Consider the following 26,765-nt stretch of genomic DNA (forward strand, 5'->3'; position numbering starts at 1 on the left):
TAATGCTTCGACTGCTAATTTTTAAATGTAACAAGTCCCAAGTATCAAGTAACAAGATGGTTTGAATCTTGAATCTTTAATCTTGGAACTTATTTCTATGGATATCCGTAAATTCACTACTAATTCTCAACAAGCCTTGCAAGAAGCGCAAGCGATTGCTTTTGAAAATAAACATCCTCAAATTGATGTTGTTCATTTGTTGTCCGCTTTATTAGAACAAAAAGAAAGTATAGTTTTAACAGTTTTGAAAAAAATGGAAGTTCCTGTTGAACAAGTTAGTGCACAGGCTAAGTCAATATTAGGGAAAATACCTAAAGGTCAGGTGGTTCAACAAGCTGGACAAGTCGCTGTAACGGGTCCTATGAATTTTGTTTTGGTTAATTCTGAACGCGAAGCTAAAAACATGGGTGACGAGTTCGTTAGCACTGAACATCTTTTATTATCAATATTAAAAGTTGACTCCCCTGCTGCGCACATATTAAATGTTTTTGGAGTTGACTATATTAAGGTTAAACAAATTTTAACTGATGTTCGGGGCGATCAAAAAATTGACTCAGCAGATCCAGAAAACAAAAGAGATGTTATCTCAAAATATACAACTGACTTGACTGAAGAAGCAAGACAAGAAAAATTAGATCCAATTATCGGTCGAGATGATGAAATTCGTCGAGTTCTTCAAGTTCTTTCTCGTAGAAGAAAAAATAATCCAGTCTTGATTGGTGAACCTGGCGTTGGTAAGACGGCCATTGCAGAAGGTTTAGCTCAGCGAATTGTGGCTGGGGATGTTCCGGAAAATTTAAAAGACAAACAAGTCTTGAGTTTAGATATTGGGTCAATTGTAGCTGGATCAAAGTTTCGTGGTGAATTTGAAGAACGAATGAAGGCCATTTTGCAGGAAGTTAAAAAAAATCCAGACAAGTACATTGTTTTTATTGATGAATTACATACAATTGTAGGCGCTGGATCAATTGAAGGCTCACTGGACGCTTCAAATTTATTAAAACCAGTTTTAGCTCGAGGTGAATTACATTGTGTGGGAGCAACAACTTTAAAAGAATATCAAAAGCATATTGAAAAGGATGCAGCTTTGGAGCGTCGTTTTCAGCCAGTAATGGTTTTGGAGCCTACTCTTGATGATACCATTGCTATTTTGCGTGGAATTAAAGAAAAATATGAAGTTCATCATGGTGTGCGAATCACTGACGATGCTGTAGTCGCAGCTGGAAAACTTTCATTAAAATATATCTCAGATAGATTTTTGCCTGATAAAGCGATTGACCTTATTGATGAAGCAACTTCCGCTTTACGAATTGAGTTAAACAGTATGCCCAATGAACTGGATCAACTCAAAAGAAAAATTATGAAACTGGAAATTGAAAAGCAGGCCATTGCTAGGGAAAAAACTGAAACCACAAAAAAGAAAACTAGAGAGATTGAAAAGGATTTAGCAGAGTTAAAGGAAACAGCAAATCAGTTGGAGTTACATTGGAAGAAAGAAAAGGAATTGATTAATCAGATTCAAGAGGATAAAAAAGACATTGACAAATTAAAACAAGAAGCAGACATTTTGGAACGAAAAGCTGAGTATGACCGAGTTGCTGAAATTCGCTATGGTTTGATTCCTGAAAAGGAAAAATCCATTAAGTCGTTGCAATCTCGATTGAAAAAAGTACAATCTGGCCCAGGTGGTCGACAGATATTGAAGGAGGAAGTTACAGAAGAAGACATTGCCGCAGTTGTTTCCAAGTGGACAGGTATTCCTGTTAGTAAAATGTTGCAAAGCGAAATTGAAAAATTAACTCATGCAGAAGATGAATTAGCAAAACGTGTGATTGGTCAGAAGAAATCTATTGTTGCGGTATCAAATGCTCTTCGTCGCTCAAGAGCTGGCTTGTCTGAGGAAAATCGACCAATTGGTTCGTTCCTTTTTCTTGGGCCAACTGGAGTGGGAAAAACTGAGCTAGCAAAAGCATTGGCTGAATTCATGTTTAATAGCGAAGATGCAATTGTACGTGTGGATATGTCCGAGTTTATGGAAAAGCACTCTGTTTCAAAGTTGATAGGTTCACCTCCGGGATATGTAGGTTATGATGAGGGAGGACAGTTGACGGAAAAAGTAAGACGTCGTCCATACTCAGTGGTTTTATTTGATGAAATTGAAAAAGCTCATCCAGAAGTCTTCAATTCCCTACTTCAATTATTGGATGATGGACATTTGACTGATTCAAAGGGTCGAAAAGTTAATTTCAAAAATACAATTATCATAATGACTTCAAATATTGGGTCTGATGCGATTTTGGATTCATTGAATAAGTCAGACTTGGGATTTGGTAACAAAGAAAAAGATCTTAAACAAAGTACAGATGATAAAATTATGGGCAAACTGAAAGATCATTTCCGTCCTGAGTTTCTAAATCGTATTGATGAAATAATCATTTTCAATGCTCTAAGTAAGGCTGATATTCGACAGATTGTTGATTTACAATTAGATATTGTTGCTAAGCGTTTGTTGGAAAAGGAAATTCAAGTCAACTTTAGGCCTGAATTAAAGGACATGTTGGCTGAGCAAGGATATGATCCGCAGTTTGGTGCTCGACCGCTAAAGCGTTTAATTCAAAGTAAAATTCTAGATGAGTTAGCTTTGCAAATAATTGAAGGTTCAGCTAAAGATAAAGTAAAGGTTGATTTTAAACGAGGTAAAGTTCAATTTGATACAAAATAAATTTCTTATATTCAAAGCAGCTTGAGGTTGAAAACCTCAGGTTGTTTTGTTATAATAGGAGCATATGAAAAAGCTTAAGAATTTAATAATTTTAAGTCTTGTTTTAAGTCTGTTTATTCCATACAGTCCTGTTTTGGCTATTGAGTTTAATAATGGTTACATCATCTCTGACTCTGATTTAACGGACGCTTATAGCATGAGTTTGAATGATATTCAGGAATTTCTAGACAGGCGTAATGGAACACTTGATACTTATCGCGCATTAGATGAGAATGGAGTTGATAAATCAGCAGCAGAGCTTATTTGGCAGGCCTCAATAGAACATCAGATAAATCCTAAATTTTTATTGGTGATGCTTCAGAAAGAACAAAGCATTGTTGAGGATGATACTCCTACGCAGAAACAATATGATTGGGCCATGGGTTATGGCGTGTGTGATGCTTGTGATCCAGATGATCCAGGTTTAATTATATTTAAGGGATTCGCAACACAAGTGGAAATGATGGCGTCCAGGAATCGTTGGTATATTGAATCAACTGAAGGCTGGTTAAGAAAAGCTGGTCAAACCTACACTATAGATGGTCATCAAGTTTATATGGTAAATCAGGCTACAGCAAATTTATACAACTACACACCACATATTCATGGTAATTATGTTTTTTGGAAAATCTGGAATAACTGGTTCACGCAAAAATATCCAGACGAGTCGATGCTACAGGCAGAGGGAGAGGCTGGAGTTTGGCTAATTGACAACGGAGTACGCAGGCCGTTTTTTAGCAAAAGCGCCTTGATTTCTCGTTATGATATTGCTAATGTAATTTCAGTGAGCAAAGCTGAACTTGAAAAGTATGAAATTGGTCATCCGATTAAATTTTCTAATTACTCTATATTAGAAACTCCAATGGGCAATGTGTTTTTGCTGGTAGATAACGAACTTCGAAAGTTTGCTGACGCTGAGGTTTTAAGATTACTTGGGTACAATCCTGAAGAATTTGAGTTCTTGAGTTTAAGTGATTTTGCAAAGTATGATCTAGGTGAACCAATTACTATGCAGAGTGCTTATCCAACTGGCTCATTGCTACAAAATAATCAAACCGGTGGCGTTTATTATGTTCAAGATGGATTAAAACATCCAATTATAACTAAGGATATCTTGAAGCTTAATTATCCTCAATATAATTTAACGCAAGTTTCGCCTGAGGAATTATCTAAATTTCCGAATCAGGACCCAGTTAAATTAAAAAATGGAATTTTAGTAAAGGCAGAGTCAGGTTCCGCAGTATATGTTATTTCTAATGAACAAAAAAGACCAATTGTTTCAGGTAGTGTCTTTGAAAAACTGGGATATAGATGGGAAAATGTTCATATAGTTGATGAGAAAAGCTTATCAAATTTAGAATTGGGTGCTGTCGTCGACCTTGATTTTAAAAATTAATGTTTAAATAAATTTCAATATGCTCGTATTTTCAGCAATCGTGCCACATCCTCCGATATTGATTCCATCAATCGGCAAGGAAAATATAAAAAAATTAAAAAAAACCATTCACGCTTTGGACATTTTAGAGCAGGACTTAAATGATGCTAAACCTGATACTTTGATTGTAATCACTCCGCATGGTGATATTAATTTTGATGCTTTTACTATTAATACTAACCAAAAGTATACAGCTACGTTTGAAAAGTTTGGTGAATTTTCTACCAAACAAGAGTTCAAGTCAGATCTTGGTTTCATAAATCAACTCAAAGGTGCAAATGAAGTTGAATTGCCAATCCAATTAATTTCAGAGTCAACTTTGGATCATGGCGCCTCAGTTCCCTTATACTATTTGACTCGCAAAAATCCAGATTATCGAATTGTTCCAATGACTTACAGCTTTTTGAATTTTCAAAAGCATATAGAATTTGGTGAAGTTTTGAAGGAAGCTATTTATAGTTCAGATAAAAAATATGCCATAATTGCATCTGGTGATTTATCACATCGTCTAAGTATGCAGGCGCCAGCAGGTTTTTCGCCAAAAGCCAAAGAGTTTGATAAAAAATTAATTCAACTTTTGAAAAAGAAAAGTGTTGAAGGTATCCTAAACATGGAACCAGCATTCATCGAAGAAGCTGGTGAGTGTGGATTGCGATCGTTTTTAATTATGCTTGGCGCTATCAAGAATATGAGTTATGATTTTGAAGTATTGAGTTATGAAGCGCCGTTTGGAGTTGGGTATTTAGTGGGTTCAGTTAAATTCAAGTAAACCAGTTAGCACCGAATCCTCTCTAGATTGTTATTCCGGAATGAAGTTTTAGGGTTTTATAATTTATAACAAAATATCATTTAAAAAAGAAAAACGCGCTTATGGATTCATTAGCGCGTTTTGTGTTTTGTACATTCATCAACAATGGCAGAATCAGTCATTCGTCGTCTCCTCTTGTTTTTTTTCGTATTCTTCGATTGAGACAAATACAGGAAAAAGACCTTTGGATTTTGGGAGTTCAGCGTCGTTGCGATCATACGCAATGAAGCCCGTTCTTTTTGACTGATACTCTAGATTGTCGTACATTGAGAATGGCATGTTCCCGATGAATTTTTCACCGGTTTTGGCTTCTGGATGATCTTCACTTCGAAACATCTTATCCTCCTTTGATTTAGATAATACGAAGATTCCTTATAACATATCAAAATAATTGGTGTTTGTCAAGGATTAGTCCTGATTTGCTTCTAAATTTACATAAATATTTGTTTTATCTGTGGGAAGTGCTATAATGAAAATATGCAAAAAGTAGCTCAAATAATACCCCATAAAAAATTGCCTCGTAGCATGCATTATTTTGATTATTCAATTCCTAAAAATCTAGAATTAGTGCCTGGTCAAATTGTTAATGTACCATTCAAAAAGAGTGAGATGTTGGGAATTGTGCATAGTTTGAAAGATAAATCAGAATTCAAATATATCAAAGAGGTTATCAGTTTGGAACCCAAAATAAAATCTTTAGTACCCTATCAGTTGGAATTTATTAATTGGTTTAGCCAAAATTATTATTATTCAAAAGGGTCGACTTTGGATTTGTTATTGCCACACATGCCTAAACGTAAAGTAAAGGTAGTTGATAAAAAATTAGAAATCCCAGTTTCTGAGTTGAAGGAAAATCAAGAGGTTAAGGATTTAGCTGAAAAAATTAGCAAATCAAAGACTCGTAATTTTTTATTATTTCCTTTCGATATTAATTTAAAGAGGTGTTTATATTTAAATTTGATACAGGATATTGTAGCGCAAGAAAGGCAAATTTTGATATTGTTTCCACAGGTTTACAAAGTTCATGAATTCTATGCTCACTTGAGTCCTGAATTACGTAAACAAACCGCAGTATTAACTTCTGATTTGTATACTTCCAAGGCGCGTTATTTCACAGCTTGGCAGAAAATAAAATCTGGTGAAAGTAAAATTATTTTGGGTACCCGTTCTGCGGTGTTTGCGCCATTGTCTAAATTGGGAACCATTATTTTGGATGACGCTCATAGTGATGATTACAAGCAATGGGACCAAAATCCCCGTTATGAAACTCAAAAGGTTGTTCAAAAAATTCAGGAAATAACCAATTGTAAATTGATTTTATCATCATTAACTCCCAGGGTTGAAGACAGTTACTTGGCGAAAGAACAAGATTATAAGTACATCTCCTTGGGAAAAAAAACAGCATCAGAAATCAAAATTATTGATCTAAAGAGAGAGCGAGAAAAATCATTTACTTATTTGTCAGATGATTTATTGAATTCAATTAAAATAGCAAACAAAAGTTTGTTAATTGTAAATAAACTTGGTGAGTATAGTTATTTCTTTTGCGAAGACTGTGGATTTGAGGCTACTTGTCCTGAGTGTAAATTACCTTTAACGGTTGAAAATAATCAATTGTCTTGTTACCGCTGTGGTATAAAACAGTCTGTCTATTTGAACTGTCCTAAATGTCGCAGTGTGAAGTTGAAAAAGCTTGGAATCGGGTTACAGCAAATAAAAGAGCAATTGCGAAATGTTTTGGGTGCTGAAGTTTGTGATTTAACCCAGGATGAGAATAGTTCGACCGCTAAGATATTGATTTCTACTGGTCAGCAAATTAAGACAAAGCATTTTCAAAATTTAGAGTTACTGGCTTTTGTATATATAGATAGTTTGGCCTACTTGGCTGACTTTAATTCCAATTTTAAATTGTATAGTTTTCAACAAGAATTAATTCATCGTGCCGTTGGCGCAAAAGTTATTGTGCAAACTTGTTTTCCTGAGAATCTAGCGTTTCAAAGTCTAAATCAAGGTTATGATTATTTCTATAAACAAGAGATTGATAGTAGAAAAACATTTGGCTATCCCCCATTTGCAACACTGATAAAGTTATTTTTTGATCATCATGATAAAACAGTTTGCGAAAGAGAAGGTTCGAATTTTCACAAGCAAATTAATTCATTGATTACCCAAAACAAAGGCAAGATTAGTGAGCCATATTTACATTATCGACAAAAAGTTCGAAAACGGTTTCGTTGTCAAATGGCGATATTTTTACCTGAGCTTGATCTTTCAGTTGAAAATGAGATTTTAGCTCAGGTAACAGAGCATTGGACTATTGACAAAAGCCCGATTGACCTGTTATAGTTATGTTTAAATTACCCTAATTGTTCTAATTAATCTAAAATGAACAAACCCCAATTCAAACGTTTGTTTTGGAGTTGTAGCTTTGAAATTGTTTATAATAATTTCCTTTTGTGTTTATTTTATGGTTTAATATTAATATATGATTAAAGAGATCGTCACTCATCCAGATGACAGGCTAAGAGAAAAGTCTAAAGACGTAAGTTTGGGTGAAATAACAACTGAAAAGTTTAGTCAATTAGTAAAAGATATGACTGAAACTATGAAAAAAAAAGACGGAATTGGCTTGGCTGCTCCGCAAATTGGAGTTGGAAAAAGAGTGGCTGTAATTAATTCAAAAAATGGAGTCATTATTTTTGTTAACCCAAAAGTTGTACGGAAGTCATTTCTTAAAGATATAGATGAAGAAGGTTGCTTAAGTGTTCCAGGTAAATATGGCAAAGTTAAGCGTTGCCGAAAAATAACTGTTCGCTTTGACGATGGCCAGGGTCAAAAAAATACAATTGTAGCCAGAGGGTTATTTGCTCGAGTCATACAACACGAGCTTGATCATTTAGATGGAATTCTTTTTATTGATAAGTTAGTCAAATCCAAAAAGTAAACATGATAAATGAAAAACAAATCAAGATAGTGTTTCTGGGATCAGCAACTTTTTCTGTTCCAATTTTAATGGAATTAATAAAGCGATATACGGTTGTGTCTGTGGTAACAGAAATTGATAAACCAGGAGGTCGGGGCTTGGAAATTGTTTCGCCTCCAACAAAAGCTTTATCTCAACAACAAGGTATTCCAGTTTATCAACCGTTAAGTCTACAGAAAAACCCAAAACTTTTGGAAAAATTAGCCGGTTTAAATCCAGATCTCTGTGTGGTGGCAGCCTACGGTAAAATATTGCCATCCGAATATTTAAACTTTACTCGGCATGGGTGTTTGAATGTGCATCCTTCACTGCTACCAAAGTACCGAGGCGCTTCTCCGATTCAGAGCGCTTTTTTAAATTCTGACATAGAAACTGGTTGCAGTATTATTTTAATGGATGAAGGCATGGATACTGGCGATATTTTGGTTCAAAAAAGCGTACAAATTGATCCTGATTGGGGCTATAGAAAGCTGGAGCAAAAACTGTCTTTGTTGGGGGCTCAATTGTTGGCGAAAAGGATCCCAGATTATATTAAGGGTAATCTTAGTTTTGATATTCAGGATGATCATAAAGCAAGCTTTTGTTACAAGGTATCAAAAGAAGACGGCTTGATTAATTGGGCTCATTCTGCGAAAAAAATCATTGGAAAGGTTAAAGCATTTGAAGTTTGGCCTGGAAGTTATACATATTTCGGAAATAAAAAATTGGACATAATTAATGCCCAAATAGCAGAGATCCCCAATGAAAAGGTTGACTTGGGTAAAGTTATGAAACAAAATGGAAAAATTTTCGTGAGAACAGGTTCAGGTTTTATTGAGTTGTTTGAAGTTAGGCCTGAGGGTAAAAATAAAATGTCAGTTAAGGATTTTATAAATGGACATCAGGATTTTGTGGGTTCTGTCTTGGGGTGAAGTATCGGAATCAATGTTAATAAAATTAGTAAATATCCAATACCAAGTGGATGGTTTAGATAAGGGCTGAAGCCGTGAACAATAATTAGTGAAAATAGGCCGAACATTAAACCAAGAATCAGAGCGCGAACATAGCGGTCTGTGTTTTTTTTGTGTAAATCCCAAAGTTTTTTGAAAATTGAAATTAACAAAGTTAGGTAAATGATTAATCCTAACAAACCAATCTTCAGCAGGAAGTCTAAATATCCCCACTCAAAAGCATAAGTTGTATACCAACCATGCGGATTTTCTTCATTCAAAATTCGAGGATCTTGACTTTGATAAGTTACAGTAGTCCCCCAGCCAGAGCCAATTATGGGATGCTTAATGATTTTTTTCGACAATTTGGGTAGTTGGCTCCAGCGACTAGAAACAGCATTGTCTGAAATTGAAATTCGATCTGTTATCATAGAGCCGGAAGTGGAAAAGCCGTTTCCGAAAGAAATTGGTATGTTGATTATAGTAATAATTAAGGCGTAACTTAGGAGTGTTATAAACGTTAGACGAATAATTAACGCGGCTAGTCGACTCTTTTTTTGTTTGACTATAAATGTGGCGACTATTAGCAATAAAATAAATCCAAGAAATAAACCAACCCAATAGCTTCGAGAAAGGCTAAGGATGATTGTACTAAGTAATAGGAAAAGTACTACAGATAAATATTGATTATTTTTGACGCGGTAATTTGATTTGCCTTTGAAAAATAAATAACTTAATAATATGAAAAAGCCGATCAGAATAAAGATTTGTGATTGAGAAAATATTCGATAAAAATTATTACTGAGCAAGGTGAATTCTCCCCATCTTGTGTCTCTGCCCCAGCGATAAAAATCACGCAGTATGCTTAATTTATGTGAGAAAATAAATAAAATGAATATTGATTTTAGGCTAATAGCAATAATGCTTGCTGTAAAAACTTGTAAAATCTGATTTAAGTGTTTTTGGGTTTTGAAAATAGTCAAAAATGGAAGGAAATATAAAAAGTATAACCAGGCATTGAAATCCAAAAAGATATCTTTTAGTGAATTTTGTCGGAACAAAGCAAATGCCAATGCCCATAAGCATATTGCTGCTAAATAGATTAACTCTTTATGACTTTTAATTAAATTTACAGTTGAGCGATAAGTCTTTTTTCGAATTGTCCAAATTAACCAAGCTAGCATAACCACGGTAAAAATCCCGATACGAATTGAAATAGCAAAATTGCCAATATTTAAATTAAACAAATGGCCCTGGGCGCCAATGAATAATTCAGTCAAAGCAGCTAACAGTCCAAGTTTTAAATCCTTTAAACTGATTAAAAAAATCACTGAAATTATTATAACGAAAACAATTGCTTGTATGTCGAAAACAATTTTATACCAATAAACAAAAAAAGACAGTAATTCTGTCAGAATAATAAATAAAATGGTTAAGCGAAAGGTTGAGCCGAAAAACTTAAGTTTCACCATAGTTAACAAGAATAAAGTTGATAAAATGGGTTTTTTGCATTATCACAAATAAAACAACTGTGATCTAGTAGTGTTCTTAAGGTTTCATTCAAATTAATGCTTTTGTTAGAAAACTGTTTAATCGTTACATCAATAATTAAATCATCAACCTGAATCCAGTGATGAGATAGCGGATAATTGCCAAACATTCCTTTGTGAACCATTGCAGTTTCCTGCTGGTTATTGAAAATAATTCGATTCAGATATTTAGCCAGCTTTTGGTGATGCAGTTCAGCAAGGCCACTGACATGAAAAACTGAACAAGGTTCGCCCGCGATGATTGTTTTTTGTTGATTGTCGATAATGTATTCTTCAATTGCCTGCTTTAAATCAGATAGAATTTCTAGGTTTTGTATTACATCAACAATGGGCTCATGCGTAATTTGATTTTCTTTAATTAAGATCATATTGTTATAAAAGAATTTAAATTTTTGATTGAGGGCGTGGTTTAATTCTAAACATTTGAGTAATGAAGGTCAGAATATAGCTTAAAGGTTGCAGTAATAGAAGTATAACATACGACCACATAGAATGATTCTTTCGGAAATAAGTCAACATTCCTTTGTTGAATCGTTTTTGTTTTTTTAGTCCAAAGGTTTGAGCAAAACTTTTACCTTCATAATGTACAACTTCAGTGATCGGTAGGTAAACTAGATCATGTCCTAGTTCTTGGACATCTTTGCATAGTTGTAGGTCTTCCCACCAAATCCAGTAATCTTCATCCCACCCTTCCATTTTTGCCATTATTTCTTGGCGTGTGAAGACAAACGCGCCCATAATCTGTTTGACGTATGATTTTTGTGTATAATCAAAATCCTTTTGTAGATATTTTTTCAAACATGGTAAAAATCCTAAAAAATGGTGCAGTTTTAGTAGAATTAATATTTGACTGCATAAATCTGGATTGATTTTAATATTTGGTTGAGTAGTTTTATCTCCATATAGTAAACGACAGGTGCAAATACCAACATTGGGTGTTTTTTTCATAAACGAATGTAATTTCTGAAAACTGTTTTCCAAAAGTTCCATGTCTGGATTCATAAATAAGACATACTTACCTTGACTCATTTTTAGGCCTTGATTGTTGGCTTTTCCAAATCCTGCATTGTGCTTGTTGTCAATAATTTTCAGTTTTCCAGACTTAATCCAGGGTTTATAGTATTTATGAAGAGATTCTACTGTACCGTCCTTGGAGTCATTATCAACTACGATTACTTCATATTCAATGTCATCGGTAAACTGAAAAATTGAGTCAAGTAATCGACTCAATAAATCGCGAACATTCCAGCTGACAGTGATGATTGATAAGTGCATATTTAATTAATGACCAATTGATCAATTTTCCAAATAATAATTAATTACAAAATTACCAATTACTTAATTTCCAATTTATTAAACATTAATTCAGTCATTTTCTCTACTCTAGCGCGCCATGAGTGTTTTTTGACCGCATTTCGACGTTTAGCTGTTAGTTCAGGGCTATCTTCAGCAATTGCTTGATCAATAAAATCAGAAAACTTATCATGGTCATTAGTTATATACATTAAATCCTTAAACATATCAACCCCGGCGCCTTTGGTGGTTACAACTGGTTTACCGCAAGCTAAGTATTCGTACATTTTCATTGGGTTGGTTGATTTTATAAAATTATTAATTTTATGTGGAATAATTGCGACATCGAATTTGTTAATGTAACTGGGTGCATCCTGATATTTAATTCGCCCGGTGGTAGTTATGTTTTTGTATTTGCCAAGTTTTTTATTGAATTCGTGCTTGACAACTGGCCAGATTGGACCGCAAAGAACAATTTGTTTATCTTTGTGTTTTTTGGCAAGTGTGGCAATTAAATCAAAATCGAGTCGATCCTCTATCGTGCCAAAGTAACCAATGATTTTTCCTTCAAGTTTGTTTAATTCATTTTCCTTATCAATTTTTTCTGGATCATTAAACAAATCAAAATCCACTCCATTAGGAATCCAGTGTACGTCTTTGGTTCGATCCATTTCTTTATAAAAATCTTTGAGTTCGTCGGAGACTGTAAAAATCAAATTAGCTTTGTCCGCAATTTTTTTGTAATTACGTCCGAGTCTACCCTTGCGCATCAATTTTGTGTATTGCGGGTGTTCAACCCAGTTATCCACAGTGTCGAAAATAAACATTTTTTCATTTAGTTTTCCAATAAACTCAGTGAACATGGGATTGTATGACCAGAAAACTACATTATTGAGGTTCAACATTTTTTCTACACGTTTTAGTTCCCGCGCCACTTTTTTGAATGAAAATAATGAGTCGATGCTGGTGTAGGCGTAAATTTTATCAGTTCGTCTGTAACAAGCGCTGGTCAAATCACCGTAAACTATATCTGCAGTTCGGATTTCCCACAATATATTTTGAAAATAATGTTTTACTGCTTTTTTCCAGCCGATCGGCAGAAAATCAACGCCAACTATTTTGCCGATGCGATCATCTTTTTCCAAGGAGTGTAGAATATTATAATTCCGATTTACAATGCCATGATCCCAATCAAAAAAGCTACTCATGTTGAACATGATGATATTTACTTTTTCATTGTCGTAACCGTAGATATCGGGCATATTAGTTAAAAGTTGAAAGGTGAAAGTTGAAAGTTGTTAATCAATTTATTGAAATTATTTATTCGAACTTGCTTTTTGATAAAGACCAATCCCCTTTTGGGTTATCTTTTCGGTTGCTTGGGTTTGGCAACCTTGTTCAATCTCTTCAAGAATTTTTGCTTCTTGTTCAGAAAAAGGTTCATACGGAATATGTAAATCCTTTGTTTTGTGAAATAGTCCAATTTCGGTCATTTTAAAATCAGTTTTTGAAAATTCAGGGTGGGCAGAAAAAAATTCATCAATAGTTTTATAATTTGTCTCAATCACTTGAAATTGTTCATCAGTTTCTGAAATTCTGTCTTCTAGCTCAGGTCTATTCAATAACATTTCAATCACCTCTCCATTATTGAATTTTAACGTCTGAACTAATGGTTTAGGAGCAAGCTCACCTTTTTGAATTGCTTGTTCAAAAGCTTGATTGCGAAGTTGATCAAACTTGGCTTGATCAACTTTTTCAACCGTTGTTGGTTCTGGGCGAATGCCTTCAATTTCGCTTAAGTCTAAACTTGCTAACTGTTCACTGGAAAAAAACGTAGAATCGTCAGCTAGGTCGCGGTCTGGAATTACGTAACCGCCATCCGCTAGGCTCTCTATTATGTTAGCGATTTTTTCTGTGGGTGTGTGTTGAAGATCTTCGTCGTTTATGACAACTCTTCGGCCGGAAAAGTAAACATTGAAATTTTCAGGCATGTTTTCTTTTTCAGTTGCATCGCCGGCAATGAAAGTTATCTTTCTTGGTTTACTTTTGTACTGAAATTCAACTGTTAACTTTTCTCCAGGTGCAACTTGTTTTTCGCTTGTCGAAATAGGTTCATCTGTTAATGCTTCGATAGCTTGTAAATCCCAAGCTAGTCTTTCTGCTTGTGCATAACCTGGGTCAACCAAAGTCCCTTCATCCAAATCAGTTGATTCAACAAGATATGGTATTTCTGAGTTATTAGCTCTCATTGGGCAGGTTCCAGCACTGAATACAAGTTTCTTTTTAAATTGAAATCGTTCAGGGTCAGTAAAAAATTGATTCAGCCTTTGGGACAGATCAGGTTTGACTTCTCTTTCAGGGTTTATCTGCTCGATTGACATAGATTAATTCTTCGCAAATAGAGTTAATTGTTGGGAGTACCTTTCAAAATCCTGGTAATTTCATCTTCTTGTCTGGCTCTTTCTTGTTCTTGTAATTTGTTTAATTCTGGCCAGAATAGTAAATCGTCTTTGTCTATAAAAAACATTGCACCATCATTCAACACTGTTCCTCCATGTTTTGATGAACCATTATATTTACAAAGAATACCAAATTCATTTGATGTTCCCATAACTGTAACAGTGGCACCTTCCTTGATAATACCCTCATCGCTAGTTCCGTGTCCGGTTTTACCTCGGACAATTTTAACCCAGGGTAATTTAGTTTCAAAACCAAAGTTCGCCGATCCTCCAAGGACTGGAATTGTAAATTTATCCCCAGGTTTTAATTCTTTTTTCTCGGCTTTTTTAAAAGAGGCAAAGTCAACAATTGTAGAGTTTTGAGGGCCTTCTTGTTCTGTGAGGTCCTTTTTTTCTTTATTCATAGTTCTGTTAATTTAAATATAACTTCGTTTCCAACGCATAATTACGATCTGAATACTCCGCGTCACTATTCTTATTTTCATTAATAACTTTTTGGGCGGTGTTAACTTTTGCGGATAGATTATCAATGTAAGCCAAAGCAAATGTTTCAGGAATCATAGGCTTTACTGGACTGCCGTATTCTAGTTTTTCGTGATGACCAAGAACAAGATTCAAAACTTTTGCTCTTAGCTCTGTTGGGAAGTTTTTTATTTTATCAATTTCTTTGTCAATTGAAATTACACCAAGAGAAATATGGCCGGCTAAATTTCCTTCAAGGGTTCGATAAATCGTGTGATCGATGGCCAACTCCTGCATTTTACCAATATCATGCAAAAGTATTCCTGTAATTAATAAATCACGGTTGAGATCTTCGAAGTCAGTTAGGATGCTGTTGCCGAGGTTTAACATTTCAACAACGTGTTCCATAAGACCACCAACGTAGGCATGGTGAATGTTTTCAGCTCCAGGTGCTAATTTGAATTTTTCTGCAAAAGATTCTTCCTTGAAGAATGATTCAACAAGGCTTTTTAGATATTTCCCTTTGATTAATTTAATATTAGCTTCAACAGTTTGCCAAAGTAATTCTTGATCTTTTTTTGATGTTGGCAAAAAATTAGATAAGTTAAAATCATCGGCTTGTTGAAGGAATGTGATTTTTATCTGTAGTTTATTGCGGAACTCGTCTATTGTGCCAGACAGTTCGACAACTTGTCCAAGTTTTGGCTCTTGGCAGTTTCCAAGATTAGATTCCCAGATTTTTCCCATTATTTCGCCGGTTTTATCGCCCAGCGTTAGGTCTGTGTAATCTTTGCCAGCAGAAGTTTTTCCGTTGCGAATACTTTTTACAGCGAATTGTTCGTTGACTAATTTGTCTCCAGTTTGCAAATCTTCAATAAAATGTTTTCCATCAGAATTGCCATTTAGTGCTGAGACGAGTGAGGATTGGTTCATAAAATCTAAATTGTTATATTGTTACATTGTTATACTGTTCCACCTTGGCTATTTTCACTGAAGACTATTGCTTCATATTTATAAAATTTTGTAGATTTATCCGTCCAGCAAGTTTCACCTAGTCCAGCTTTTTGACAAAGCGTACCAAGGAACTTTTCTTTGCTAGATAAGCTTTCCCATACTTGTGGTAAATAAGTTGCTTTGTGTGGTCCTTGTTGGATAATCACGCCGTGTTTGCCTGCTTCAATATCTTCGAGTTGACATTCTTTGGCTGGAGTTAAAATAGAGATTTCGATTTTAATTTCATCAAGTTCTTCAACAGAAACTTCTAGAAATCGGACATCCCTAGTGGCTGAGGCAACTGCGTTGTCGGCAATTGCGTCCCAAATACTGGAAACCGGCTCAATGTATCCAATGCAACCGCGTAATTCTTTTCCTTTGTGAAGCGAAACAAAAACACCCGCTGATTCTAGATAATTTGAATCAGGGCAATCCTGTTCAACTTTCTTGCCATCTTTTACAATATGAACTAATACTTGCCTGGCATAGCCAAGAAGTTCACTTTTTTGTTCATCTGTGAATTGCATATTATAATTTAAGTATAGCAATTTAAGTTAAAGAGTTCAAATGAAAAATAACCACTTGTGATTGTCGAGATTCCGGATCGTAGTCCGGAATGACGCTTGGGGGTGTTTTGAGGCATTGGGTAAAATCTGGAAGGACACTTTTGGTAACAGTTTTTTATGTTTGAATCTTCTTCTTTATTGTTATTCCATTCCTGGCTTGCCTGCCTACCGTAGTTTTAACGAAGGTAGGACCCGGAATCTAAAGCGTCTAAAGCGAATTTTTAAGATAAAAACATTCCATCACCAAAACTGTAAAAACGATATTTTAGTTTAATTGCTAATTTGTACAGTTGAAGTGTTTTTTGTCGGCCAATAAATGCGGAGACAAGCATTAGCAAACTAGATTTTGGTAAATGAAAATTGGTGATCATGGCGTCGATGAATTTAAACTTATATCCGGGGTGAATGTAGATATTAGTTTTAAGATTTAAGTTTTTAGTGTTTGCTTTTTTGCTGGAAAAAATTGTCTCTAATGTTCGAACTGAGGTTGTCCCCACAGCAATAATTCGCCGACTTTGTTGTTTAGCTTTTTCTAAACTCTTAATTGTGACAGAGTCAACTTCAATGTACTCGGTATGTATTTTGAAGTCTTCAATATTTTCAGTGTTTACTGGCGCAAAAGTTCCTAGGCCAACATGAAGTGTTATGAACTCCAATTGCACTCCCCTATTTTTTAATTTTTTCAATAATCTGTTTGTGAAATGCAAGCCAGCTGTTGGCGCTGCAGCTGAACCATCTTTTTTTGCGTAAACAGTTTGGTATTGATCTTTGATCTTTGCCCCTTGCCCTTTGATCTTCCGAATGTAATGAGGTAATGGCACTTGCCCGATTTTGGCTAAAATGGCTCTAAATTTAGGACCTGCAAAATTGAATTTTAAGAGCCAGGTTTTTTCACTAATCTTCTTAATCACCCCTGCTTGTAGACCATGTTCAAATCGCAGTTTTAAGCCGATTTTAGGCTTTCTGGTGCCCAACATTGCTTGCCAAATGTCGGTATCTTCTTGTTTTAATAATAATGCTTCAGCTTTTCCCCCAGTAGATTTATTGCCAAGTAAACGAGCTGGAATTACTTTAGAATTATTAAATACCAAAACATCACCAGTTTGAAGGTATTTGTCTAAATTAAAAAACTTGTCATGAATGATTTTATCTTGATCTTTGTTATAAACCAAAAGTCGTGAACTGTCTCGCGGTGAGGCTGGTTCATTGGCTATCAGTTTTGGTGGAAGATTGTAATTGAATAAAGATGTTTTCATGGTTTTAGTATAAAGGACAAACTAAAAAGTTTCAACAGTGTTTGTTCGGTGCAAAGATGTCTCGCTTCCCGATTCACTTTGTGAAAATAAAAAAAAGGACAACCTTGTGTTACAAGATTGTCCTTGGTTTGTTTAAGCTTCGAGTTCCTCCATGATCTCGAGAGCTTCGTTTTCAAATTTGTCAATTTTTTCAGATAGCTGAGTAATTTTCTTTTCAGCGTTTGTCCAGGCTCGTTGATGTTCGAGTGTTATCCCGTTGCCATCATATGCCTTTTGGTAGTCGACCATAGCTTGATCACGAATTGCAATTTGCGCTGTGATTTTGGCTCTGGTCATTTCCGTTTGTTCAATCAACCAGTCAGCACGAGCTTGCGTTTTTCCAGTGGGAATAACGGGCTCGTTGGTTTCAACCATTGGCTCAGCCATGTCTTTCTTGAATTCTTTCCGTCGCCGAGCATTACCCTTATCAGACTTTTTCCTGGGTGTCGCCGCCGTGTTGCTTTCAAAATCGTTATTGAAACGACTGCCAGAACTTGGCATGTGGCGGATCGGATAAATCGTCGGTAATGGACGAATGGGTCTGGGCATAGGTTGAGTTCGCGTTATAGAACGTCTGAAGATCCCAGATAACGCATTTCGAAATGAGATGTTACCAGGTTCACTAACGCCATTAAAGTTAACATGACCAGTTTCAAAACCATTCGGTTGAACAGGCGCATGCCCTTCTGGAATTCGTGACTTCGGAATTTTCAGGCTGATACCCTTTTCTTTTGCTAACTCAACGGTGTATACACCAGTTCCTAGAATCAGTCGAGAGTATTCATCTCGTGCAGTACTTATGCTGGAGTAGCGTGAAGTACCAACAATTGCTCGGATAACGATTTGATTATGTCTTTCAATATCATCATCCAAGTCTCCCAACTGATTGTACGCCAGTCTGTCGATGAATGAACTTTCAAGGCTGGTCAGTAGTTCAGGTGTAAGATGTTTATCTGGAATTCTGTCGTCATTGTCTTCTACAACGAAAAGATTTTCCATTCCTAAACCTGGATAGTACCAGCTGATATTCACACCGCCGTAGGGACTACAGCTTGCATTGTGAATATATGGTTCACTAAAAACAGTTTCCAGATCCTGCATAGTCAGGAACACACCTTCCATATTGTGGAACGTTCCGTTTCGTTGGGTTCGGATAGTATGAACCGAACCATACATAGGTAGGCGTTGTCCGCTTTTTCTACATACTGAAGTTTTGGACAGTTCCACTGTGTCAATACTCCAGCCGCTTCTTTGCTCACGCAGAATTCCACGTTGATTGGCTAATTCCATTGCATCAACCTTGATCAGAAGCTGTTTAAAGTTAGCTTCTAATTCGGGGGTGATTTCCGGAAGGTCCTCTTGGAATCGGAATAGCGGAATTTTAAGTGCCCGGAGAATGCTGCTGACTGCAATCAGCGTGCTATCCACAGACTTGTAGTAAATCCCATGTTCAATTGCCCAGCTTCGGTATTCGCGCTTCAGTCCAAAGACGGAAGTTCCGTCCTGATGATTCTTGCGAATATAGCCAAAGCTTTCCAGTGCATGAATTACGATGTTGTATTTAGTCAGTAAATCATTGCATGGAACAATGAATTCGTCGATGTCGTACTTACCATCACGGTTTAGCATGGAGTACAAGCTTGAGGTGGCGGCGCAAACCATAACTAGCGGTAACAATTCATTACTCGACTGAGCAAGATGTTCACCCCAGATTCTGGCCACCGGGAACTTTTCAACTTTCTGACCGTAGTCAGTCAGTTTATTGTCCCTGGAAATTAGACCTCGCTTGACTAGCATAAGCCAAACCTGGCGATATCGATCATGATCAATTCCACCAATAGGATCCAACTCATCCAAGTCAATTTCCATTCTTGCACAAGTCAGAGCAACCTGTTCGAGGTCACCAGCCAGTACAAATTCCGGAACCACAGGCTTTAACGTGTGGTAGTCAACCTCATATTCAGTAAGAATGTCGATTTGACCACCAACAACGCGACCGTGCACACGTCCACCCATTTGTAGGATGAAGTTGGAATCAAGCGCTCGCTTTTCCAGCGCTTTAACTCCTGTGTACTTGTCCACCACTTCAGTGAACATTTCATTATGAATCACGACCCAGTCCAGTCCCTGAACATTCAGGGAAGAAGAACCAGCAATGGTCATAAATATAATGAACGGTTTCTTGACTTCACCACGCATGTACTTGTACAGCTTGTCTGCTGACTCGCCACCGTGGTAGAAATCAGTGTGTAGAGTTGAATTCCCATCATATTTTCTGGCCATCTTCTCGCACATGGCGCGGGTTGGTAGAAACACTACCATGCCACGCTGTCCGGAAATGACCTTGTCCAGATTGCCCATGTCATCGAGAAAGTACTCAACCCAGGGTTTTCTGGTGTTAATGCCAAGACCGTACCGTTGATAGGTAAAAAGATGACAGTTAACAGTTGCTTCTTTACCAGGTTCTACATGTTCACATTCAATTATCTGGCGGGTGCCAAAGTAATCAAGGTAAACAGTTGAATCGATGGTCGCACTCATCCAGCTTACTTGAATTTTCTTGTACTTGGCTAGAGCCATAACAAGTTCCAGATGTTCACTGGTTTGATGCACTTCATCGATGATCACTACATCACCGCCGTCATTCTTGATGATTCCGGCTTTGAGATAGTTCATGGCTACTCCAGTAGTACAGATGACCACTGGGCACTGCCAAGTGTAGGATGTTGCTTCATCTTCACTGGTGACAATATCGTATTGAAATTTGTCACCAAAATGTTGTTGGCAAATGTCGCGCAGAAAAACAGTTTTTCCTACGCCGGTGCCAGCTACAATTCCAAACGATTCCTCGAGTTTTCCCAACTCGAGGAGCTTTGTGGCAAAGGTTTTTCTGAGATAGGTCTCGATTGGACCGTTCTCAAAGATTGCCTTCACAGTTCTAGTGTGGGCTCTCATCGGAGCTACGATCCAAATTCGATTGACCTTGCTCATCTTTTCCTCCAAAATTAGAATAAATTTTCAAAAAACAATATCATAGAATTATAGCATTAATATTCAGTTTTGTCAATATAAAAAAGAGGCTTTTTTAGAGCCTCTTTTTTTATCTAAATTTACTTTTGAATTTAGGTCATGGCAAGTATAGCAATAAGAATCACAAAAAGGATTGCGCTAATAATAACTATATCTAATAATACTGATACAAAAGCTCTCCATCCACCTTTGCTGGCAAAGATTGCTGGAACTCCAAAAATCAAGAATAAATAAATCAGAAACAAGACAATTACACCAATTAGAATCATTGACTCAAAACCGTCGGGCAAAACTTTATGCCAACGAATATCATCTAGCCAGTTTAATGCATAAGTTAAAGCAAATAAACACAGAGAGGCAACAAAAGCCCAGGTTAAATATTGTCCATTAAAAAGATTTATTTGTGAATCATGATCTTTGGGTTTGTGTGTTGGTTCTACATGTGGCTTATCCATTTTTGGTTTTCTGTCACTGAAGTGTCGGTTCAAGAAATACAGTCCGACAATTAACAATATTAAAATTATAATTGTAGTTAAAATGCGACCAAGGTTCAGTCTTAGCTTAGACGTTGCATATGTACCAGGAACATTAAAAGTTTCGTCTGGTGCTAGATCCGTTCCTTTCTTGTTAATTGTACCAGAGTAACCGATTCTTCTTGAAGCTTCATCAAGACTTTTGTTTGAAAAGCTGGTTGCTCCCAATCCAGCTGATTCGCCAACTGTCATCATATCAGTATCATAATTTACAGTTGTCTTTTGTCCACGCATTTCTAAATCTGCATCAGTGCTAATTGCCACGTTTAATTCCTTGATTCTGACGGGAGCTTTTAGATTATTAAAATTGAACTTAAATAAACCTCCCCACTTCTCTTCAACATAACTCTTGGAATAATATGATAGAACAACAGCTCCTTGTTTGTCTGGTGCAACCGTTTGTTCAAGGTTAATCAAAATGGAATCACCATTAGTTTGTGATTTTAGTTTAAAATATTTGGCACTGCCTTTTGAATTACCGTAATAATAGCGATTGTTTTGGTAATAGTTTGGGTCTGAATATTTTTTACAATCGTTAGCTTTAGTTTCTTTATTGTAAACTGATTCATCGCAAACTTGGGGTAGAACTTGTTGATAAGTCATTAGTTCATATAGCTGATCGTCTGAGGAAAATTTCAACTCTGATAAATCATTGTCAGAAAAGTTTGTAAAAGCAATTCTGGCAGTGATAACTGCTTCACCATTACCACGCATAGTTACAGAATAGTTGTGCTTTTGACCAAAAATGATACCACCAACAGAACTGTCAGGTGATGGTGGAACTGGCATAATTTCAATTTCTTGGGCTAAAGTCAAAGCAGGACACAAAAGTAGGAGCAAAATAAAACTTGAAACAAAAAGTTTTTTCATACATTGGATTTAATGATTTTTTGACAGTTATTTAAAATATTTTTGCCGGACATAGTATCATCATACTCCTTCCCTATTTTTTCAAATATGACTTGATGGTCTGGTGAAATTAAAATCACCGCTGGTTTACTGGTGATATGATCTTTGAATTTGGTTTTTAGTTTAAAATAATCAATCACAGAAAATTCAGTGTCTGATAAAATTGGAAACTTTAATCTGAGAAAAGTTTTAAGTAAACTAGATTTAAACTTAGTGTCCGGTGAAATTGCTAGAGGTTTTATATTCGAGGAAGTAAACTCATTAATTAAGCTGTTAACTTCAACTAATTGCCTTTTGCACAAATTACACCAGGCTCCACGAAAAAAGATTAATAGTAAATAATCTGATCCCTGGTATTGTTCAAAATTTAATATTGAATCGTCGTTGTTTTGTAGTTCTAAGTTTTGCATTATAAAAGGTGTGAGATTATAGTTGTAAGTTAATAGTTTAAGTATAGCAGTAAATTCAGAACTTTTGTAGCCTTGACAATGAGGGATTATTGTGATAAGTTTATTTTACTAGTTTAAGGTAATGAAATTGAATAGTAATTGATTCGCTGAAATTGAATTTTAACAAGATGGAGGGATTACAATGTCAAACTTTACAGTTGTTTTAAAGCAAGACGAACCTGGTTTTTTTGTGGATGTACCTGCTTTGCCAGGATGTAATACTCAAGGCCGAAATGAAGAAGATGCAGTAGTTCAGGCTAAAGATGCAATCGTTGCCTGGTGTGATCATGCAACAGAACTAGGAGTTAAGATCCCAACTAATGTCCAGGTTAACCTTGCCAATTATAACGGCAATGTTTCACTGCATGTTGTGAGTGTGGATGTATGAAATCCAAAAGCCCGAGAACAAAGTTCCGGGCTTTTATATTTGGCAGTTGTTTTTTGGTACTTGTAACTTTTAACAACAATCATCCCAGTCAACCACACCATCAAGTTCTTTAAGTTTTTCTTCGTATTGCTTTAAGCAGTCTTCACAGCAAAAATTAACATCATGTTTAGCGATGATTTTTTCATCTTCAATTTGTTTCTCGCAAGTAATGCATTTCTTCATATTGAATTGCAATAATATTCAATTTAATTATATCCTAGAATAGGTAAGAATGCAATTCATTCTCTCTGTTGACAAAGTTATACTTGTGTGCTATAATATTCTAATGATATTTGAGGTATATTTGAAGCGACATGGAGGTCACTGTGAAAAAGGGAACAAAGTATATGCTGCAGTATGCTATGAATTTGAACATTCCTGCTGGTGGATCAACTGGCAACATGGAGATGAAGTATTTTCGAACTTTTATTGGCCTGTGTTGGTTTGTCATTCGTGACAAAGTTGCCTGCGCGGCGCTTAAGGCTGGTAGAGTCCGAGTCATCACAATCAAAAAAGACAAGTGAAAAACAAAGAGACGCGAGTTATCACACTCGCGTCTCTTTCTATATTAAATCTATTTCTTCTTCTTTGTTACAGTTTTCTTTTTTGGAGCTGTTTTTTTAGTAGCTGCTTTCTTTGCTGCCGGTTTCTTTTTTGGAGCAGCCTTCTTGGTAGCTACTTTCTTTGCAGTAGGTTTCTTTTTTGGAGTAGCCTTCTTTTTTGTTACTGCCTTTTTCTTTACTACAGCTTTCTTTGGAGCTGGTTTTGAAGGTGTTGCCTTTACTTCTGAAGACGGAGGAGAATAAGGTTTTGGTTTTTGTTCTTGGTAAGAAGATCGTCCACCTTGGTCACCACGTGAAGGTCTTGAGTTTTGTCCTTGATAAGAAGATCGTCCGCCTCGTCCACCACGTGAAGAGCTTGAATTTCGCCCTTGATATGAAGATCGGCCACCTTGTCCGTATGCGGGTCTTGAGTTTTGTCCATGATAAGATGATCGTCCGCCGTGACTTTGTGGGCGTGAGTAAGATTGGCTTTTGATCCCAAGTGCCTTTAGAATTTGGTCTAATTTAGCATTCAGAGTTTCAAAATCAGGTCTTGATCCACCTGCTCCACCTGAACCGCCACTTGAGTCGCTTCTTTTTATACCACCAAAACATTTATTACAATAAATTGGCTTATCACCGCTTGGGTTGAAAGGCACTTCACAGCGCTGTCCACAAGCAGCACAAACCGCCTTGAATAAAGGACGGTCAGAGTTTTTTCTATTTTCTTGGAAACATTTATCACAGAAAACCGGTTTGTCTCCAGAGGGTGTAAACGGAAGTTCACAACTATTTCCGCATTTATCACATTTTGCATTAAACATAAAAATAAAATATTCTTATAGTTACTTAATTATTTGTTGTACTCGACCTACTTCACCTGTTGTTAAGCGGACTTTTATACCTCGGTGATGTTCAGCTGAGGAGGTAAGTATATCCTTTATCACCCCAGATGTCAATGGCCCGCCTTTTTGGTCTTGTTTGAGGACAATAGCTACCTCAAGACCTGGGTGAAGATTGCTTCGTAAGGTGCCTGGATTTTCCATATTTAATTGAAAAATTTAAAAACTTGATTAACCTTTTTGTTAATCTTGTTTTTTTGTTTTTGGTTAAATTCAAAACAGTTGTCAATCATATAGCCTTTTGTTTTTAATCCACAAAAACCTAGAGTATTTTTTGTAACGGTTTTTAAGGCTCGATTTTTAGCAATTAGCTTTTCATAAATTGCTGGACCACCAGTGGTTACAATAACGGCCGCTTTTCCTTTTAGTAATCCAACCGGTCTTTTTCCAATATAATGAAAAGCAAAATCCTTAGTTAAAACTTTATCAAAAAAACCTTTCAGGATTGCAGGACTACTATTCCACCAATTGGGAAATATCACAATGATTTTTTTGTTTTCTTTAATTAATTTTTGCCATGATTTCACTTGAGCTGAAATTTTTGATTCGGGTCTGGTATAAAGTTCGTTCGATTGTAAAATAGGATCAAAATCTTCTTCATACAGATCTAGTAGCTTATAGTCGTTTTTTTTATTCTTTAATAGTTGTTCTATTTTTTCTAAAATGAAACCATTATGACCTTTTTTATCTGGATGCGCGTAAATAATTAACATTTGCTCTGTTTGTTATTAAAAAGATGCTAGCTTACACTAACATCTTCTATTTTACCTTAAATTTTGTGTAAAATCAACTAGTTGGTGTCATTAAGTTGTTTTTTTGGTGCAACTTTGACCTTTGGTTTTATTTTAATTAGACCAGGCCCTTGCTGTACGGGTTGAACTTTAATATCAACTTTAGGAAAAACACTACTGCTGCCGTCATTGGTGAACTCTTTGTTTGGTGAATCACTAATTGTGCTACCACCTTGATCATAGGGTTCAGTTTTCGGTGCATTAATTTCTTTGGGATTGAACTTAGCTTCAACAGTAGGCTTTACTTCCTTTTTTTGGGGATCCCACTTAGTTTCGTCATAAGCTGGTAGCATTTGTTTTTCTTTTCTGATTTCGTGAACCTTTCGTTTCTGATTATCTTTCATAAGATCCTTTTTCTCGTTGATTTTTCTCAATAATTCATCTGCAGCAACATCACCGCTTTCAGCCTTGGTAGTTAATTCTAATTTCTTGGCTTTAAGTATTTTAGCTTTTTCGATTCTGCGTCGGGCATCATTTTTTGCTGTGCTTATGGTGGATTTTAGTTTACTGGATAATTCTTTGGCTTTTCCGGCTTGATCAAGAATCTTATGACGTCTTTCTAATAACTTTTCTTTCAACTCATCATTTTTAGCTTGAACATGGGCCATGTAATTCTTTACTTTGGCAGCACGTTCGCGAACATCAATTTTTTCCATTTTTTCTCCAAGTTTTCTGTGTCTTTCGGCAATAGCTATATCAAAAGCCTTTTTGTTATCTCCAAATTTATCTTTTAGTTTATCAATAAATTCTAAATCGTTTAAAGGTTTAAGATTACTACCTTGTTTTGCTTCAAATATTTTGCGTAAACGTTCAGCTACTTTTTCTGGATCGTTATTGTCAACCTTTTCCATAACTTCTTTCATGTTTTCCAAATGTCTTTCGCGGGTGGCTTTAATTTTTTCATAAGCTTTGTTTGTCACTTGGTTTTCCAGTTTTTCAAGAATTTTATGGTGCAAGTACTGTTGGTGGGTAAATTTATCTTGAAGGTTTTTCAATTTTTCCGGATCTATATCGAAACTTGTGATTTTGTTTTTAATGTAAGTTACATATTCTTGAGCTTTCTCAATGTCTTTAACTGCTTTAGCTTTTAATTTTTCATTATCACTATTTTCAATAACGTATTTGGCTCGAGCAACTTTTTGATTAGCGTAGGTAAATCGCTTTTCTGCAGCTTTAGCGGCATCAAAAGTTGTAGCTAAAGAAATAGCTTGTTTGGTATTTTGCCACCAACGACGCCAGCGGGAAGTTGTTTGAACATTTGCGTTAACCTCTAAGTCCTCAACTGTTACTTCATTATCAATTATCGCTTCTTCAGAAACTATTTCTTCTATTACTAAATCATCATATTCTGCTGGTAAAACAATTTCTTCAGTTGGTAAAGCACCGCCTTCAGTTGATCCGCTTATATTTTCAGCCTCCATAACTTCAATTGTTGTGTCATGATTGACATCCTCTGCTTCGCCTTGAATATCGCCGATCTGTATAAATGCGCTTTGTGCTAAAGTTGGAGAAGCTATACAAAGCATTACCAAAATGATTAAAATTCGACTAAGATTAGATAACATAGATTCTTATTGTTATTAATTATCTTCGTAATTCATTATACCATGAATTACGAAAATCAAAAGAGAGCAGTTACTGCTCTCTT

The 26,765-nt window shown here is 35.9% G+C and carries 25 protein-coding genes and 2 pseudogenes; 8 read left to right on the top strand and 19 right to left on the bottom strand.

Annotated features, from left to right (window positions below; translation table 11 throughout):
- Positions 1-97: 97 nt before the first annotated feature.
- The 3 genes from clpB (at position 98) to amrB (ending at position 4,965) form a co-directional block, all read left to right on the top strand.
- Positions 98-2,722, top strand: coding sequence for an ATP-dependent chaperone ClpB (gene clpB, locus HN643_05530; protein MBT7501097.1), 2,625 nt, complete (start codon positions 98-100; stop codon positions 2,720-2,722).
- Positions 2,723-2,786: 64 nt separating this feature from the next.
- Positions 2,787-4,157 carry a hypothetical protein gene (locus HN643_05535; GenBank protein ID MBT7501098.1) on the top strand — a complete coding sequence of 457 codons (1,371 nt, stop codon included), beginning with the start codon at positions 2,787-2,789 and terminating at the stop codon, positions 4,155-4,157.
- 19 nt (positions 4,158-4,176) lie between these two features.
- A complete protein-coding gene (gene amrB / locus HN643_05540; GenBank protein MBT7501099.1) occupies positions 4,177-4,965 on the top strand; it encodes an AmmeMemoRadiSam system protein B in 789 nt (262 codons plus the stop codon).
- A gap of 153 nt (positions 4,966-5,118) precedes the next feature.
- Here amrB and HN643_05545 read toward each other — a convergent pair whose 3' ends face one another.
- Positions 5,119-5,340: a hypothetical protein gene (locus tag HN643_05545; protein ID MBT7501100.1), complete on the bottom strand. Its 222-nt coding sequence runs from the start codon at positions 5,338-5,340 to the stop codon at positions 5,119-5,121.
- Between the two features lie 141 nt (positions 5,341-5,481).
- Here HN643_05545 and priA point away from each other — a divergent pair, with 141 nt between their 5' ends.
- From priA to HN643_05560, 3 genes are all read left to right on the top strand, one after another.
- On the top strand, positions 5,482-7,350 hold the full coding sequence (gene priA, locus HN643_05550; GenBank protein MBT7501101.1) for a primosomal protein N': 1,869 nt from the start codon (positions 5,482-5,484) through the stop codon (positions 7,348-7,350).
- Positions 7,351-7,489: 139 nt separating this feature from the next.
- Complete coding sequence (gene def / locus HN643_05555; protein ID MBT7501102.1) at positions 7,490-7,948, top strand: peptide deformylase; 459 nt, start codon at positions 7,490-7,492, stop codon at positions 7,946-7,948.
- A 2-nt stretch (positions 7,949-7,950) separates the two neighbouring features.
- The gene (locus tag HN643_05560) at positions 7,951-8,898 is read left to right on the top strand and encodes a methionyl-tRNA formyltransferase (protein ID MBT7501103.1); all 948 of its coding nucleotides are present in this window, start codon (positions 7,951-7,953) and stop codon (positions 8,896-8,898) included.
- On the opposite strand, the gene HN643_05565 is transcribed toward HN643_05560, so the two are convergent.
- From HN643_05565 to HN643_05620, 12 genes are all read right to left on the bottom strand, one after another.
- Positions 8,868-10,388, bottom strand: a complete 1,521-nt coding sequence (locus HN643_05565) for a hypothetical protein (protein MBT7501104.1) — start codon at positions 10,386-10,388, stop codon at positions 8,868-8,870. The two genes, HN643_05560 and HN643_05565, sit on opposite strands and share 31 nt — an antisense overlap.
- 2 nt (positions 10,389-10,390) lie before the next feature.
- Positions 10,391-10,834, bottom strand: coding sequence for a hypothetical protein (locus HN643_05570; GenBank protein MBT7501105.1), 444 nt, complete (start codon positions 10,832-10,834; stop codon positions 10,391-10,393).
- Between the two features lie 16 nt (positions 10,835-10,850).
- On the bottom strand, positions 10,851-11,741 hold the full coding sequence (locus HN643_05575; GenBank protein ID MBT7501106.1) for a glycosyltransferase family 2 protein: 891 nt from the start codon (positions 11,739-11,741) through the stop codon (positions 10,851-10,853).
- Positions 11,742-11,800: 59 nt separating this feature from the next.
- On the bottom strand, positions 11,801-13,021 hold the full coding sequence (locus tag HN643_05580) for a glycosyltransferase (GenBank protein MBT7501107.1): 1,221 nt from the start codon (positions 13,019-13,021) through the stop codon (positions 11,801-11,803).
- Positions 13,022-13,075: 54 nt separating this feature from the next.
- Complete coding sequence (locus HN643_05585) at positions 13,076-14,140, bottom strand: hypothetical protein (GenBank protein MBT7501108.1); 1,065 nt, start codon at positions 14,138-14,140, stop codon at positions 13,076-13,078.
- A 23-nt stretch (positions 14,141-14,163) separates the two neighbouring features.
- On the bottom strand, positions 14,164-14,622 hold the full coding sequence (locus tag HN643_05590) for a hypothetical protein (protein ID MBT7501109.1): 459 nt from the start codon (positions 14,620-14,622) through the stop codon (positions 14,164-14,166).
- A 7-nt stretch (positions 14,623-14,629) separates the two neighbouring features.
- Positions 14,630-15,613 carry an HD domain-containing protein gene (locus tag HN643_05595; GenBank protein ID MBT7501110.1) on the bottom strand — a complete coding sequence of 328 codons (984 nt, stop codon included), beginning with the start codon at positions 15,611-15,613 and terminating at the stop codon, positions 14,630-14,632.
- A 29-nt stretch (positions 15,614-15,642) separates the two neighbouring features.
- A complete protein-coding gene (gene amrA / locus HN643_05600; GenBank protein ID MBT7501111.1) occupies positions 15,643-16,200 on the bottom strand; it encodes an AmmeMemoRadiSam system protein A in 558 nt (185 codons plus the stop codon).
- Between the two features lie 260 nt (positions 16,201-16,460).
- Positions 16,461-17,495 carry a tRNA preQ1(34) S-adenosylmethionine ribosyltransferase-isomerase QueA gene (gene queA / locus HN643_05605; GenBank protein MBT7501112.1) on the bottom strand — a complete coding sequence of 345 codons (1,035 nt, stop codon included), beginning with the start codon at positions 17,493-17,495 and terminating at the stop codon, positions 16,461-16,463.
- Positions 17,496-17,627: 132 nt separating this feature from the next.
- Positions 17,628-20,525 (bottom strand): hypothetical protein, encoded by a 2,898-nt coding sequence (locus HN643_05610; GenBank protein ID MBT7501113.1) that lies wholly within the window; start codon positions 20,523-20,525, stop codon positions 17,628-17,630.
- A gap of 131 nt (positions 20,526-20,656) precedes the next feature.
- Positions 20,657-21,967: a hypothetical protein gene (locus tag HN643_05615; protein MBT7501114.1), complete on the bottom strand. Its 1,311-nt coding sequence runs from the start codon at positions 21,965-21,967 to the stop codon at positions 20,657-20,659.
- Positions 21,964-22,416, bottom strand: a complete 453-nt coding sequence (locus HN643_05620) for a redoxin domain-containing protein (protein MBT7501115.1) — start codon at positions 22,414-22,416, stop codon at positions 21,964-21,966. The genes HN643_05615 and HN643_05620 overlap by 4 nt, the downstream gene beginning before the upstream one ends.
- 181 nt (positions 22,417-22,597) lie before the next feature.
- Between HN643_05620 and HN643_05625 the strand changes: the two genes are divergently transcribed.
- A complete protein-coding gene (locus HN643_05625; GenBank protein ID MBT7501116.1) occupies positions 22,598-22,843 on the top strand; it encodes a type II toxin-antitoxin system HicB family antitoxin in 246 nt (81 codons plus the stop codon).
- Between the two features lie 69 nt (positions 22,844-22,912).
- Here the strand turns inward: HN643_05625 and HN643_05630 are convergent, their stop codons facing one another.
- Entirely contained in the window at positions 22,913-23,065 is a 153-nt protein-coding gene (locus HN643_05630; GenBank protein MBT7501117.1) for a hypothetical protein, read from the bottom strand.
- 143 nt (positions 23,066-23,208) lie between these two features.
- Here HN643_05630 and HN643_05635 point away from each other — a divergent pair, with 143 nt between their 5' ends.
- Positions 23,209-23,406 (top strand): hypothetical protein, encoded by a 198-nt coding sequence (locus HN643_05635; GenBank protein ID MBT7501118.1) that lies wholly within the window; start codon positions 23,209-23,211, stop codon positions 23,404-23,406.
- A gap of 74 nt (positions 23,407-23,480) precedes the next feature.
- Here the strand turns inward: HN643_05635 and HN643_05640 are convergent.
- The 5 genes and pseudogenes from HN643_05640 to HN643_05660 form a co-directional block, all read right to left on the bottom strand.
- Positions 23,481-23,648: pseudogene (locus HN643_05640) on the bottom strand (histone).
- Between the two features lie 378 nt (positions 23,649-24,026).
- Positions 24,027-24,248, bottom strand: a pseudogene (locus HN643_05645) (hypothetical protein).
- Between the two features lie 21 nt (positions 24,249-24,269).
- Positions 24,270-24,470, bottom strand: a complete 201-nt coding sequence (locus HN643_05650) for a YwbE family protein (GenBank protein MBT7501119.1) — start codon at positions 24,468-24,470, stop codon at positions 24,270-24,272.
- 2 nt (positions 24,471-24,472) lie between these two features.
- Positions 24,473-25,039, bottom strand: a complete 567-nt coding sequence (locus HN643_05655) for an NAD(P)H-dependent oxidoreductase (protein ID MBT7501120.1) — start codon at positions 25,037-25,039, stop codon at positions 24,473-24,475.
- A 77-nt stretch (positions 25,040-25,116) separates the two neighbouring features.
- On the bottom strand, positions 25,117-26,682 hold the full coding sequence (locus HN643_05660) for a hypothetical protein (protein ID MBT7501121.1): 1,566 nt from the start codon (positions 26,680-26,682) through the stop codon (positions 25,117-25,119).
- Positions 26,683-26,765 lie beyond the last annotated feature (83 nt).

This window comes from Candidatus Falkowbacteria bacterium, from assembly GCA_018674305.1.
Lineage (GTDB): Bacteria > Patescibacteriota > Patescibacteriia > UBA11705 > JABHMO01 > JABMRF01.